Genomic DNA, 13,916 nt, shown 5'->3' on the forward strand with positions numbered 1-13,916 from the left:
GATTGAAACTTGTGGTTAAATATTATTAAAAAAGAAGCTAGTCCAGAGTAGTCTGGAACTAGCTTCTTTTGTGTGAGTATTACGGTTAATCCATGCACTCACGTAGAGCGCGACCCAAGGCTCCATGGAAACCGGATTGGATGCACGATATTTCAATCCACGTACTCATGTAGAGTGCGACAACGGAAAAAGCGTACCCCATGCTTTTCTCATATAAATTCACTAACTGTTCCCCTAATTCTATTCTTGGAAAGATTATACTACCATCCTTGACTTCTAAAGACTACCCTCATATTTATAAACTTCCGATAAATTCCGAGATGCGAATCTCCCAGGGATTTCATGGGAGCTTGGCATTCGCACCGGCTCTCCATTCCATATTACTCCATATCTCATATTCTACCAAATAATAATTCTTTCAACTCGCTCCCGCTTAGTTACACTCATCCTATTCTTTTCAATATCCCAGTATATTTTTCCAGCTTCTCACCAATACTATTTCATAAATTTACATTTTGTAAAAATAATTTTTACAACCTTTTTCAATTCCTTTATAATACAAAATATAATACAACGTATCTTACACAAAGTGAGGTGTATAACATGACCATCAATTATTTTGAGCACCGGGAGACAATTGCTAAGAATGTGCTGAACTTTTTGCGGCTGAAAGGGTTCTCTAAACTCTCTTTGTCGAAACAGACAGGGATCTCCCGCCCAACCATCGACCAAATCATCAAAGGTGAAAGTCCCAGCCCTAAGCAATACAACTCGCAAATTGAAAAGATCAATCACGCCTTTGCGTTACCAGAAGATTACTTCATTACCTCACGCCCCCCCCTCTCTTCAGCTCCCCCGGCCTATGCTTACTCCGATCATAGTGCTGGTTCAGCGAAGGACCCGATGGTTAGAGAGCTTTTAGATGGCTTGGATAACATTTTGGATATTTACTCATTATATTTACGTTGAGGGGGCTGGAACGTGCGGATTACTAGCAATAACTTAGATAAGACGGTGGAACTTAATCTGAAGATTGAACGGCAAGTCGAGGAGCATATCGCTTATATTAACAAACGCCTAATCAAATGGAGATCCCTTCCCCTGGAAGAGCAGGCCTATGAAATCCTGAAAGAATACAATTTGATTGAACTCCCGATCCCGGATGAGAATTGGGGGGGCGCTATCCGAAAGTTCTCTAGTGGTCTAACCGTCCCGGTCATAAACACTGCGCAGCCCAGGCTGTATCAATACTTTATCTACTGGCATGAAATTTATCATTTAACGGAGCATGAGGAAATGGGTAGCCATCTGGAGGACTACGAGATTACGATTGAATTTGATTTAAATGAGCGAAAAGCCGATTATTTTGCCAGCCAGATGATTTTTGGACGACATGATTTGTATGATTACTATCTCTCCCTGAGGCATGATGATTTCCTGGTTAATGCGGCCCATTGCATGAAATCCTTCAAGGCACCCTACAAGGCCGTACTGATTCAACTCTATCAGATTGCCAAAAAAAACCGGAATGAGTCGCTCCAGCAACAAATCAGACTGTACTTTGATAAGCATTGGTCAATGGAAGAGTGGTCAGCGATTTTTCATGAATATGCACTGGATGATTCCTTAATGAAACCCTCACTAATTATTAATCTGAACCCGATTATGGTTGCTATACGGGAACAAATTGAGGCGCACCCTGATGTGGAGTTGTACCAGGAGAATCTGCGCGTGGTGGAGAAATGGGCCGGGAAATACAGCGCTGTGCAAAAGGAACTAAAGGAGCATTTGAATGGGTAATTACAGCGACCTTGAACAATTAGTACGTACAGCTAATCAAATAAAAATATTGATTTTGGATACGGGGAATATTCAATTTTTCTATCAACATAGAGACGTACTCCCCTCCTCTTTCATCTTCAATCGCTATGATCTTGTTCTTATCCCAGGCTGGGTTCATGCCGAGTATGCTCATCATTCGGGAAAATCCGCATACATTGCTTCTCTTCCCAAACCTTACTTTATCGTCGATGAGGTGGATGACTACTTGCCTATGCTAGGTTACAGCGACAAAAAGCTGATGGAGTTATTTCGATTGGCAGCGCCGAATGAACACTCCCAACGGTTTTTTAACATGTACAAGGGTTTGGGGGCAGAGGATTATCCGGATGATTGGATTGAACAATACTATGAGCAAGGCTTCTTTACCCGCGAAACGCAAACCATGGTTACCAATAAGAATGCAGGGGAAGTCTCGGTCCTAGCATTATGCTTCGCCTTGCTCTCACACTATCCTACGCAGTTGTCAAACCTAGCTATCGCCTCAAGTGATCTCGGTATAATGAACATTAAGGATCGGATGGTTCAGGAAGCACACAAAACCCTTAAACTGGGTACGCCGATTTCCCCACCCATTTCTTACTTCAGTAAGGACGTCTTACTATTTCTTGCTGTAAAAGAAGGCATCCTTCACACTCATCAAATCCCTGCTCTGCGCCCCAATTCAAGCTCTTCTACTTATGTAGAGTCATTCTCCGATGGAACAACCGTCTTACACCGGCATCTGCTCCATTCCTCTGACTTTGAAGAAATCTGTAGGAATTATCAGCGTTATCAGATGATTTTTTAGGTAGGGGGACGGGTCGTAGCAACTGGACTCGCCTCTCATATATAAAGTGTACGCAATTTCAATCCATGCACTCGTATGGAGTGCACTCCCGTACTACAGCACCGACCCTACCACCTCTCTAATTTCAATCCACGCACTCGTATAGAGTGCGACTTCATCGCGGTTAACATTATGGACGTATTACTCACATTTCAATCCACGCACTCGTATAGAGTGCGACCGGTAAGCGGCGCGTGGGATATTGCGCAGGGTAATTTCAATCCACGCACTCGTATAGAGTGCGACATTGACACATTGAAATCACGTTATCCCGGGTTTATTTCAATCCACGCACTCGTATAGAGTGCGACCCAGGACATCTCCGTCCCGACTAAGGTCCAGAGTATTTCAATCCACGCACTCGTATAGAGTGCGACTTACCCTCTGCGACTTTCCGAAGAACTCCATAAGATTTCAATCCACGCACTCGTATAGAGTGCGACCGTAACGACTTTACAGAGTTTTTCTATATCAAGAATTTCAATCCACGCACTCGTATAGAGTGCGACATTCATACCACCATGCAGAACAGACTTTAAGAGATTTCAATCCACGCACTCGTATAGAGTGCGACATGCCGGAAACGGTGGTTGGACTGGATATGATGTATTTCAATCCACGCACTCGTATAGAGTGCGATGCGCAGCGTGGTCTTGGAAAATACCGTCCGTGTACATTTCAATCCACGCACTCGTATAGAGTGCGACTTGATTTCTTGGGACAATCACCCCGATGGATATATTTCAATCCACGCACTCGTATAGAGTGCGACAGAACCATAAGGAGGTGCTAAATGCTAGTTCAAATTTCAATCCACGCACTCGTATAGAGTGCGACTAAAGCATGGGTACTGGCTGACTCCACACGCATGATATTTCAATCCACGCACTCGTATAGAGTGCGACTTCTTCTTTTGCATGGTTAAGCTCCTTTCTGGTATATTTCAATCCACGCACTCGTATAGAGTGCGACTCATCTCCGCAGTAACCTCCGACATTTCCTACGCGATTTCAATCCACGCACTCGTATAGAGTGCGACAGCGGAAAACAGCATAACCTATGCTTTTTCCGTATTAATTCACTATCTTCCTCCAAACTCTATTCTTGAAAAGGTAACAGTCCACTCTTGACTTTCCAAGTACACTCTCTCAAGGTTAGAGTTTCGACAAATTCTGAGGTGCGAGTCTCCCGGGGATTTCATGGGAGCTTGGCATTCGCACCAGCCCTCCCTCCTATCTTACTCCACCACTTAATTTCTGCAAACTAATTAGCTCACTACTAATCTTCAGTAGTCTATGGATCATTGTTCCTCCGTTCGGCCTTTTCGATAGCTTGTATAAAACTTAGCGTAGGATTCTCGGATCTGAAATTAACAGCAAACTCAGCCATACCTCCAGCTTGCACCCAATCCCAATAATCCAATGTATCTACATTTTCCAAGTACAATCGGGATAAGGCTTCGATCGGGTTTATTTTATACATAGTTTCAAAGTCTGAAGTAGGCATTGGATCATTTAGTAGATACTCATTTTTCAGATCATATAACACTGTAAAAATGCTATAATGATTAACGTTAACAATCGTATTTATAAACTGATTGCATCTTACTGGTGTATTTAAAATAATTTGCATGTCATTAACTAACGCTTTGTCATCACAGTTAAGAATCGCTACCAATTCTCGAGCTGTTAGGTCAGACGTATCAGGTGCCTTTTCAATAATAATTGTCCAGGGTGGATACGCTCCCATTTTAAAAACCTTAATCGCATCCGTAACATGACAACCAATTGTCTGCCATTTACGTCCCAGCGCATCAGTCAAATGATAGTAGTGGATCGTATCCGGTAATCCATTTAGCTCTGGCCACACCAAGTTTTTCCGGGATATGTCCAGAATAGCTTGAGTATTGAGTTTGCGAGGGCGACGTTTGGACATAGAGCAACCTCCATTTGATTACCTCCAAAAACTGCACGTTTAAAGTTCAACTTCTATATCCATAATATACATCATGCACTATGAAAGTGCAATCATTATTATTAGGAGGTCCCCATGGAATTTGATAAATACACACTGCACTGTAAACTCGACCAAATTTTAAAGGCACACAATATCTCAGTACTAAAATTGTCCAATGAAATCGGACACCGAAGAACAACCATTATGGAATTAGTGCATAACACCAACATGGATAAAAAGAAAATATCAGCAGAATTAATCATGAAGCTATGCCTCTATTTTGAAGTCAGCCCTAACGAATTATTTGAGGTACGCCGGAAGGAATAGGATAGGATTAAAAAAGCACTGAGTCCTGCGGCTGCGCAGATATTCAGTGCTTTTATTTATAAGATGGAGCTAACCAGATTCGTGTAAGTCAGATAAACAAAAAGCTGGGACCCAACCGTATTCGTTATTATCCGTTTTACAGTAAGTCCAATCGTTTAAGTGCTTTAACCCCCACAGTATATCTCCTTGAGTAACTGTCAGTTCATGAGCGGAATAATCTTCGATCACTTTTGCAATATCATGGCTATCTGGAGAAGTTAAAATCTGCTTAGGCACCCATCCCTCTTTGCTAGTGGACACTGATCTACAAAAAATCCAATTAGGAAATTGAGTATCCTCCCTGCCATACCAAACTTCTTGACCTTTTTGCAGGATGATTGGATCAGGATAAGTAGATGTATGAGCTTTGATTACGGTGTATCGTTGCAAGGTAGGGGGCCTCCTTTATCATTAAAAAAGGGGATATATTTAACAGACGTGAAGAGCTTATCTAAAGTGCGACGATAGAGTTGTACGGGCACACGTTAGGTCTACAATTCACGCACTCGTGTAGAGTGCGACCCATAGGAGCCATTCGATAAAGGAGTGTTACCCATAATTTCAATCCACGCACTCATGTAGAGTGCGACCGGCATATGTCAATACTTTGGACGCACTTTTATAATTTCAATCCACGCACTCGTGTAGAGTGCGACAGGCGCATAGCATCAACGGGGCCAAGACCATACAATTTCAATCCACGCACTCGTGTAGAGTGCGACTATGTCATAATTCCTACATCTCTATTCACTTGAAATTTCAATCCACGCACTCGTGTAGAGTGCGACCACGACCCTGACGCAGATATTCAACTACGTGCGATTTCAATCCACGCACTCGTGTAGAGTGCGACACACGCCGCTATATTTCTGTATCGTGTACAAAATATTTCAATCCACGCACTCGTGTAGAGTGCGACATGGCAAGGGCGTAGCGGACGCCGATCTGTCTGATTTCAATCCACGCACTCATGTAGAGTGCGACGACGCATATGGCATAGAGGCTACAACGTTCGCCGAATTTCAATCCACGCACTCATGTAGAGTGCGACGTTTCGCACAGCAGCAAACATATCATTGGCTGGAATTTCAATCCACGCACTCATGTAGAGTGCGACACGAATTTAGTGACAAATAAACAGTATGCTTATATTTCAATCCACGCACTCATGTAGAGTGCGACAGCGGAAAAGAGTATAACCAATGCCTTTCACACATCGTTTCACTTCTTTTCCCTTAATATTATATCAGAAGAGTATGAATCACACCTTGACATTCAACTAGCACTCTCAATCCTTCAGGAATTCGACAAATTCTGAGGTGCGAAACCCCCGGGGATTTCATGGGAGCTTGGCATTCGCACCGACTCTCTTTTCTATTTTAATTCATCGAAAGTAATTCTGCATAACTATAAATCTCTCAATATTGTAGTTTTTTTGTTGTGTGCAAGGTGTTACATGTTCATCAATCCATTCGCTATACTAGTGTAGGTACACGTACTAAGCAGAAACACATGAAGAGGAAGTGAATCTGACTCAATGAAAAAACTAATAGTAAGGTCCGTAGGTATTGTTGCACTTTTAAGCTACATAGTGGGGTATAATGATCCTTCTCAAATTCAAATTGCAGAAGCAAAAGCAGCGTCAACCCATACCCCAAAGCCAGCTGCTAAAGCAGATAATATCAATGCACTAATTCCGGCAGGTTGGCACATTTTAGAGCCTTTCCAGGATGAGAAGGCAATTGCTGAAGGAGATCTGAATAAAGACGGAATCGCAGATGTTGCGGCAGTCATAGAGAAGGATGCAGGTAAGGACGAGGCATCTCCGCGATCCCTTTTAATCGCTTTTGGCAGTAAAAACAATACGTACACCCTCTCGATCATCGCCAAAAATGTCATTTTGCAATCGGATGAGGGCGGCATCTGGGGCGATCCTTTTGATAGCCTGACCATTGACCGGGGTTCTGTCCTGGTTAGCGATTATGGGGGCAGCAATTGGAGATGGTACAACAAATACAGATTTCGGTATCAGGATCATGACTGGTTTTTGATTGGCTCCACGAGCGGAACCTATTTCACAGGTGCTGTAACCATGGAGCAGGCGGATGAGGATGATATTAATTATTTGACCGGACAATTTATTAAGAGAAGAACGGACGAACAAGGACATCTCACCACAAAAAAAGGAATTCAGAGGAAAAAGCCTTTGATCCGCCTAAAGGAGTTCAACCCGGAAAATATGCAATAATCCAGCGTAGCTAGAGATTCAGAATCGCTCCAACATACAACTGTAGAGAAGCAAAGCGGACAACACTGCCCTACTCAGGCGTGGTCCGCTTTATTGTGCCTACCAACCATTTTGCTGCATTCAGAAGGTCCTTAGCAATGTAATATGGTGCTGCCTGCTCATACCACAGGTGACGGTATTTATCCAAAGACTGCAAGCCTATCGGTTGAACCCACACCGCCAATCACCGCACCCGGGTATCTCCCACAAATACAGCTTGAAGGGTCAAGCGGACTCACCCCTTTTTCCTGAATACTCCAAAAAATATAATAAAAATAAGAATAACGATTATGAACCCGCTCAACGCAATCCCCCCTTTTTTGGGATTATATCATGAGCAATATGGTTTGAATATTAGGCTACAGTTAATCATTCCGTTCGCTACTCCGGTTCGTGTAAAATTCAATTTCTCCAGAACTCTGATAGATGGAATGTTATCAATAAGGCACTCAGCGACAATTTTTTGGACTTTTTTTGATGATAAGGCCCATTCTATAACTGCCCCAACCGACTCAGTAGCAATCCCCTTGTTGTGCATGTCTGGAATAATACCAAATCCAACCTCTACACTGCCCGAGCCTGGGGCATACTCGCCACACAGAACTAACAGCCCCGTTACCGAGCTGACAGAAAGGTAAACATGAATTTATTTTACACAGATGACTCGTCCGTTTGTCATTTGAATTAATTCTTCGGGTGTTAATTGAAACACTGCTCTTGGATGTCCGGCAGCAGCCCATATCTCTCTGTATTGTAACAAGTCTTCATCAATAAAAGTGAGGATTGACTCTTTATATCCTAAAGGCGGTACGCCTCCAATCACAAATCCTGTGTGTTCACGTACAAAATCAGCGTCAGCTTTCCCTAATTTGTCATTCAGATGGCTGATAATTTGTTTTTCGTTAATCCGGTTGACTCCACTTGCTATAACCAATAAGGGTTTATCTTCATTTTTGAGCCGAAAGATAATGGACTTCGCTATATGCGCAACCTCGCAGCCTATCGCATCGGCAGCTTCCTGTGCAGTTCGTGTACTGTCAGGCAGTTCTACAACTTGATTTGCATACCCCAGCTCCAATAGTTTGTTTTGAACCTGCTGGGCACTATCTTTAAGTTGACTTGTCAACGTGTATTCCTCCTTAATCATTACATGCAATTAAGAATCCATATAATGCATAATCACTTGTATGGTCACATCTTCGTCCGATTTATTGATATAACGATGTTCAACATTGCCTGTAAATTTTATAGCCTGGCCTTCTTGTAATTCGTATATTTCGTCCTTGATCTGTAGACTGAACACTCCGGAGGTAACCGTAATATACTCTTGAACTCCATCATTATGCGGGAATGAAACATAGTTACAAGTAGGGCTGAGAATAATCGTAAACGTTTCAATACGTGTCTGTGGATCAAACGGAAACAGTAAGTACACTCTACATTTTCCATTGTCTTCTGTTAAATCTGGAATTTCTTTTCGAGTTGCAATGGATACTACTGCGTCATCCTCTTTAAGCAGAGATGAGAACGAAATATTGAGTCCCGTAGCAATTTTCCACACGGTTGTCACTGTGGGCTGCGTTTCTCCCCGCTCAATTTGATGAAGCATACCTTTACTGACCTTGGTTAAATCAGCGAGCTTATCTAAGCTTAACTGCCTATTCTTTCTAATACGCTGCAGGTTGTTTCCTATCCTGATGTGAATAGCATTCAATAAATAGCACCTCCTTCTTGTTCATTATAATATACAAATGTAATACTATACAATACGTTCCGTGAATTAACTCAAACCCAGTCAACTCTCATTCTCATCAATGAACAAAGGTGCAATTTATGGTGATAAATCTTTTCGACTTAAGTATTCCTGCTCAACTGAGAGAGAATTTCAGTTTATGTACTCTGCCCGAGATGCGGCCAGTGAACATTAGACGTATACTGCGCAACAGAAGGGAGAGTCAGCTTTTTAAATGGTGGCAGATCTGAACGAGAAAATAAAGTCATAGACTGCAGTTGTGTTGTTGGACTAACGTTTCCCGTTAGCTTAGTAAAGTTTTTTCAACAAGAGTCTTAACGATTGTTGCGCAGTCCGAAGATAGGGCATAAACAGAGCAAAGAGGCCCCTCCACTCCCTGTGAGAGAAGAGGCCTCTTCGTGCGTAGGATCACAACTGATTTACAGCTAAGTTTTGTATCAGGAGATTGTTATATTTAGCCGCATGTTTTTGCTCATCCAGAATAATGCCATACAGAGTATCCTTGTAAATGCCGTATGGAAGACCGAACCATATCTTTCGATATTTCTCCACAGCAGATAATTCACCTTGGAAGGCTTGTTGCAACCCGGCAATATAAGAATTAACATTCTCCGGAGCTTCGTTGCTAACTCCTGTTACTTCATGTCCTGTTAATTCCTTATACATTTGTCGGAACATTTGATTATGTCCTCTTTCATCATTCCGAATAGAGGTAATCACGTCAACTTGATCTTGGTTGGGAGCAAGTTTGATGAGTTGATCATAAAAAAGTTCATCATTTCGTTCGCCTTGTACGGCATTCCTCATTAATTCAAGTGCTTCTTGTGTGGTAGTGGCCCAAACGGGGACGAATTGTGCTCTAAACCAATACGGATAAGGATACATCCTATGCATGAGCTAAACCTCCAGAAATACAAATAATCATATCATCAATTATATGCACATGAGCCCAGTGTGTGATTATTCGAGAAAGGTTTGATGCACAGTTCGAAAACGGGTGTAACAGATTCTATCATATTAAAGCTCCCACCAAACGTAGTAGGTGCCTAGCAGCTCTGTAAGTTGGTTGATCGTATCGAGGCAGTCTTGTGAATATTCGGTGATCAACACACCTTGGATGAGCGGCATTGCGAGATAGAGCTTACTCAATACTGCCGTTTCCACTGGAAAAGCAGGCTTTTCCCGCGACACGCGAATTCGCCATGATTCCATAAGCAACCGCTCATACTCTTCCCTTGTGTCTGGATCACTACAAAGCAACTGCTCAATATGCGTATCCGTCATGATGGGCAGCTTCGCTGCTTCGATTTCATCCTTATGTATTAAGCGGCCAGCCAATTTTCTCATGATCGCGTTTATGCCGATATTCGCCGGGGAAGCGTGCATGCGGGCTTCTTCCCATATGAGCCCGGTGACCTGCTTGCCAGCTTCGAGTGTGAACTGGAGATTTTCATTTCTATAGCTCATCGCTTCTAAAAGTTCATCAGTCGAAATAGTCAGATAACCGCCGATAAATGCACTTCTGATCCAGGAGTCCAGGTGATCTGCATGAAGAATTCCGTCCTTGTTCCTCAGTAGGCTACGCTTCGAACCATCTATATAGTCCATAATATCTGTTGTACGAATATTCGCACGGGCTAGGATGTCAACGATCTCCTGTGAAAATACGGCCTCCCGCGTCCATTCATGATGATCCACGCCTGGAAGGGATTCTAACGTATGACTAAAAGGCGCATGTCCGATATCATGCAGTAATGCGGCTGCCCGCAACGAACGATTATCCGGCTCAAAATGCGCTGTAAGCGCAAATACACCCAACGTATGCTGTAAGCGGCTGTAGGTATGGTGGGTATTGATGAAAGAAGCGCCGCCATGCCGAATGTAATGAAGACGCCGCACCTTTTTGCTTCGGAGCAGCGCTTTTTCTTCATTGGTGAGCTGAATCCGTAACTGCCACAGCGGTTCATATATATCGTCTAACGCACCATCAAGTCTTAATCGAAAGTCCATTCCAAGGTTTCCTCCTGTGTTCTCCTTTATTCTTCAACCTCAAATATTGAATCAATGATGATTGGAAGATTGTCTCTAACCGAAACAGCTCCAAAGACTGAACGTGCATGGATACCTTTTTCTCCGAAAACATCCAGCATAAGATCAGAACAGCCATTTAACACTTTATGATGTTCTTCAAAATTAGCTGTGGCATTAACAAAGCCCTGAATTTTAACAACTCGTTTCACTTTATCCAGTGTACCTAAAGCTGCTTTTAGTACAGCCAAAATTTCAATCCCAGTCTGCCGTGCAAACTGATAACCTTCTGCCGTTGTATACTCTTGACCTAACTTGCCTTTAGGCGTTCCAGCAGGGCCCTTACCTGAAACATACAATAACCCGTTTACTTTTACGAAGTTTGCATATTTAGCTGCAGGTTCGCTTGCATGGGGAAGAACGATTCCTAATGTTGCTATTCTACTGTCTACTGTTTGTTCAGTCATTTTTCAGTCTCCTCACTCTTCATATTTGGAAGATTATACTACCCTACGAGGTAAGGAGCAACATTCAGTCTAGCAACGCTTCAATCGCTGGCTGTATTTCAAAGGGTTCCGTCGGTGTTTCGTATCTACCCTGTACTTGTCCGTTCCGGCCGATCAGAAATTTTGTGAAATTCCACTTGATCCCATGCCCTGCGTATAGGTCAGGATACTTTTCTTGCAGGAAATTCTGCATCCATTGACCGTTCACAGTCTGGGTATCGAAACCTTGAAACGGCGCTTGATTCGTTAAAAACTCAAATAATGGATGCGGGTTCTGCCCCCTAACCTCCACCTTCTCAAATAACGGAAATGTCACTCCAAAGTGGCCCGTACAGTATTCCTGCACTTCTGAGTTGCTCCCCGGCTCTTTCTCATTAAATTGGTTACAAGGAAAACCGAGGATTTCAAAGCCCTGCTCCCTATGATTGTCATAAAGCTTCTGAAGATCAGCGAATTGGCGAGAATAACTGCATTTACTGGCTGTGTTTACAATAAGGAGTACTTTTCCGAGGTATACCGATAAATCAATGGTCTCCCCGCCAATCTTGGTTACCTGAAAATCATATATAGACATCAGATCATTCCCCTTCGTTATGATAAACACATCATATGTCGTTATCTCTTATTGGTCTAATATATAAAAGCGATTATGTTCATAGGAAGAACCAATATATTAACGCAATCGGTTACTACTCCGTGGTCATACGCTTATTTTCTGAATCTTCGAGCGGGATATATAATATACCGGACCCATGATTTCGATTTTGCCGTCTTTTACACGCATTGCACTCTCCTGCTCTGCCGCATATACATCGAGCTCCTCCGATAAGGGGAACAGGTAGCCTTGAACGAACGAGGCATAGTCGCGTTGCGAGTGTGATTCATAGGCAAACGGATCAAAGCCCAACCCATCCTGAGTGGTATCTATTTCAACGGTATGAGCGGCATTATGCGAGGTTACCCATTTGGCAGACATGTTCAACGAACCGGCGCTGGCCCCCAAGATCACGGCACTGCTATTTCTAATCACATTCGTTAATTCGTATTCCGCCAAAAAATCGTGCTGCTGAACCGGATCTCCCCCGCATAAAAAAATGACCGAGGCGTTCTGAATCCATTGCCGGGCTTCTTCCTTCTGCATGCGGTAATCGATGTAATGATTCTCATCAAACATAAAATTAGCCTGAGTTAACCATGTCCATTCAGAAATATCCTCAAAGTTAATCTGCCCGTCTTCATAATCAGAGGGTTGAGCGCTAATCATAACAAGCGATTGTCTGTCTTGTAGATCCTCCTGCAGCCACTCAACCAGCTTCTCTGGCAAAACATCATTAAACCAACTGAAATAGTAGTGAGTACTCATGCTTCGTTACCTCCATATGTAGGATTTGCCTCGTTAAAAGAGTTTAATTTAGCTTCAGCCGTCAGCATAGCGCTGGTAAGAATAAGATTATCCCCGTCATTCCGGGCAATCGTTCTGAAGTACAGGCTGCGCACAATATTTTTCCCGTTCACTCTGGCGACTCTCTGTGCGCGTGTATCGTGCCATTCCGTGCACTGCGCCAAGCTATGAATCCAGTCAGCAATCTCCTGCTGCGGAAGCAGCGTTTCGCTGATCATCGTGTCCACAACACTTGCCATGCGTTCATCCTCCTCCTCGTCAAAAATCCGGACACCGTTATGCAGCATCCCTGTAACCGCCTCTAATACCTCGTGCTGCACCGCAATATCGCTTTCCGTACAGCGGATCAGCTCCTCCAGAGCATCTGCCCCGTGAGCTGCGGCATGAGCCCAGCCTTCGGCTGGCAGATAACCGCGCAGGTCCTTCTCCTCCTGGTGGTAGCGAAGCAGCGAGCGCTTTAGATGCTGGAAGTCTTTTGGCGTCAAGAATGGTTGAATCCTGTTCCGTTGCATAATAAGAGCGATCGGCAGAACCGCGAATGCCCTGGTAAGTACGCTGTGGTCGCCGTCGCTTCCTATCTGGTAGAACAAATGCCGGTCGTCCATCAGAATAGTCAATAGATGCCGCATTTCCTCATCTGTGAACTTATTATCGCGCTTCAGCCATATGTAAAAGGTAGAATAGATATGCTCACGAAGCTCTGGCTCCGGGTCACCAATATGCCTCAGCATCAGATCGGTGAAGTCTTGGAAGCTTTCTTCCTCTCGTAGGATATACTGTTCTTCCTCCAATCTGTGCAGCTTGTGTATCAGTTCTGTCCGCGCGTCCTTCGTACCCCATTCATTGACATCTTCATCCAAAATGCAGGCTTTCATCTAGTCGGTTCACTCCTAACCTAGTTATAGCGGCGTTATGTATTGGGTCCCGCCGATATCCCTACTATAAAACAC

At 43.4% G+C, this 13,916-nt stretch carries 16 protein-coding genes and 2 CRISPR repeat arrays; of the genes, 5 read left to right on the forward strand and 11 right to left on the reverse strand.

Going from position 1 to position 13,916, the window contains the following annotated elements; translation table 11 throughout:
* The first annotated feature begins 603 nt into the window (after positions 1-603).
* The 3 genes from MKY96_RS22770 to MKY96_RS22780 are packed head-to-tail and all read left to right on the forward strand — an operon-like array spanning position 604 to position 2,629.
* Positions 604-969 carry an XRE family transcriptional regulator gene (locus tag MKY96_RS22770; RefSeq protein WP_340943493.1) on the forward strand — a complete coding sequence of 122 codons (366 nt, stop codon included), beginning with the start codon at positions 604-606 and terminating at the stop codon, positions 967-969.
* A gap of 12 nt (positions 970-981) precedes the next feature.
* A complete protein-coding gene (locus tag MKY96_RS22775) occupies positions 982-1,800 on the forward strand; it encodes an ImmA/IrrE family metallo-endopeptidase (RefSeq protein WP_340943494.1) in 819 nt (272 codons plus the stop codon).
* Complete coding sequence (locus MKY96_RS22780) at positions 1,793-2,629, forward strand: hypothetical protein (protein WP_340943495.1); 837 nt, start codon at positions 1,793-1,795, stop codon at positions 2,627-2,629. The genes MKY96_RS22775 and MKY96_RS22780 overlap by 8 nt, the downstream gene beginning before the upstream one ends.
* Before the next feature lie 55 nt (positions 2,630-2,684).
* Positions 2,685-3,707: direct repeats of the CRISPR family, unit length 32 nt; unit sequence ATTTCAATCCACGCACTCGTATAGAGTGCGAC.
* A 254-nt stretch (positions 3,708-3,961) separates the two neighbouring features.
* Here the strand turns inward: MKY96_RS22780 and MKY96_RS22785 are convergent.
* Positions 3,962-4,603 (reverse strand): hypothetical protein, encoded by a 642-nt coding sequence (locus tag MKY96_RS22785; RefSeq protein ID WP_340943497.1) that lies wholly within the window; start codon positions 4,601-4,603, stop codon positions 3,962-3,964.
* A 114-nt stretch (positions 4,604-4,717) separates the two neighbouring features.
* Here MKY96_RS22785 and MKY96_RS22790 point away from each other — a divergent pair, with 114 nt between their 5' ends.
* Complete coding sequence (locus MKY96_RS22790) at positions 4,718-4,951, forward strand: helix-turn-helix domain-containing protein (protein WP_340943498.1); 234 nt, start codon at positions 4,718-4,720, stop codon at positions 4,949-4,951.
* A 69-nt stretch (positions 4,952-5,020) separates the two neighbouring features.
* Here MKY96_RS22790 and MKY96_RS22795 read toward each other — a convergent pair whose 3' ends face one another.
* Complete coding sequence (locus tag MKY96_RS22795) at positions 5,021-5,380, reverse strand: SH3 domain-containing protein (protein ID WP_340943500.1); 360 nt, start codon at positions 5,378-5,380, stop codon at positions 5,021-5,023.
* A 99-nt stretch (positions 5,381-5,479) separates the two neighbouring features.
* A CRISPR array of direct repeats spans positions 5,480-6,172; the repeat unit is 33 nt; unit sequence AATTTCAATCCACGCACTCGTGTAGAGTGCGAC.
* A gap of 355 nt (positions 6,173-6,527) precedes the next feature.
* On the opposite strand from MKY96_RS22795, the gene MKY96_RS22800 reads away from it, so the two are divergent.
* Positions 6,528-7,238, forward strand: a complete 711-nt coding sequence (locus MKY96_RS22800) for a hypothetical protein (protein ID WP_340943501.1) — start codon at positions 6,528-6,530, stop codon at positions 7,236-7,238.
* Positions 7,239-7,608: 370 nt separating this feature from the next.
* Here the strand turns inward: MKY96_RS22800 and MKY96_RS33995 are convergent, their stop codons facing one another.
* The 9 genes from MKY96_RS33995 to MKY96_RS22840 form a co-directional block, all read right to left on the reverse strand.
* On the reverse strand, positions 7,609-7,923 hold the full coding sequence (locus tag MKY96_RS33995) for a GNAT family N-acetyltransferase (protein ID WP_445671496.1): 315 nt from the start codon (positions 7,921-7,923) through the stop codon (positions 7,609-7,611).
* Positions 7,924-8,403 (reverse strand): YbaK/EbsC family protein, encoded by a 480-nt coding sequence (locus MKY96_RS22805; RefSeq protein WP_340943502.1) that lies wholly within the window; start codon positions 8,401-8,403, stop codon positions 7,924-7,926.
* A gap of 30 nt (positions 8,404-8,433) precedes the next feature.
* Positions 8,434-8,991: a helix-turn-helix domain-containing protein gene (locus tag MKY96_RS22810; RefSeq protein ID WP_340943503.1), complete on the reverse strand. Its 558-nt coding sequence runs from the start codon at positions 8,989-8,991 to the stop codon at positions 8,434-8,436.
* Positions 8,992-9,438: 447 nt separating this feature from the next.
* A complete protein-coding gene (locus MKY96_RS22815) occupies positions 9,439-9,924 on the reverse strand; it encodes a ferritin-like domain-containing protein (RefSeq protein WP_340943505.1) in 486 nt (161 codons plus the stop codon).
* Positions 9,925-10,047: 123 nt separating this feature from the next.
* Positions 10,048-11,040 carry an HD domain-containing protein gene (locus tag MKY96_RS22820; RefSeq protein ID WP_340943507.1) on the reverse strand — a complete coding sequence of 331 codons (993 nt, stop codon included), beginning with the start codon at positions 11,038-11,040 and terminating at the stop codon, positions 10,048-10,050.
* 26 nt (positions 11,041-11,066) lie between these two features.
* A complete protein-coding gene (locus MKY96_RS22825; protein ID WP_340943508.1) occupies positions 11,067-11,525 on the reverse strand; it encodes a RidA family protein in 459 nt (152 codons plus the stop codon).
* A gap of 64 nt (positions 11,526-11,589) precedes the next feature.
* Positions 11,590-12,138, reverse strand: coding sequence for a glutathione peroxidase (locus MKY96_RS22830; RefSeq protein WP_340943510.1), 549 nt, complete (start codon positions 12,136-12,138; stop codon positions 11,590-11,592).
* A gap of 126 nt (positions 12,139-12,264) precedes the next feature.
* Positions 12,265-12,927: a Type 1 glutamine amidotransferase-like domain-containing protein gene (locus MKY96_RS22835; RefSeq protein ID WP_340943512.1), complete on the reverse strand. Its 663-nt coding sequence runs from the start codon at positions 12,925-12,927 to the stop codon at positions 12,265-12,267.
* Positions 12,924-13,841, reverse strand: a complete 918-nt coding sequence (locus MKY96_RS22840; protein WP_340943514.1) for a DUF2785 domain-containing protein — start codon at positions 13,839-13,841, stop codon at positions 12,924-12,926. The genes MKY96_RS22835 and MKY96_RS22840 overlap by 4 nt, the downstream gene beginning before the upstream one ends.
* Positions 13,842-13,916: the final 75 nt, after the last annotated feature.

Source organism: Paenibacillus sp. FSL R7-0302 (genome assembly GCF_038006885.1).
Lineage (GTDB): Bacteria > Bacillota > Bacilli > Paenibacillales > Paenibacillaceae > Paenibacillus_AQ.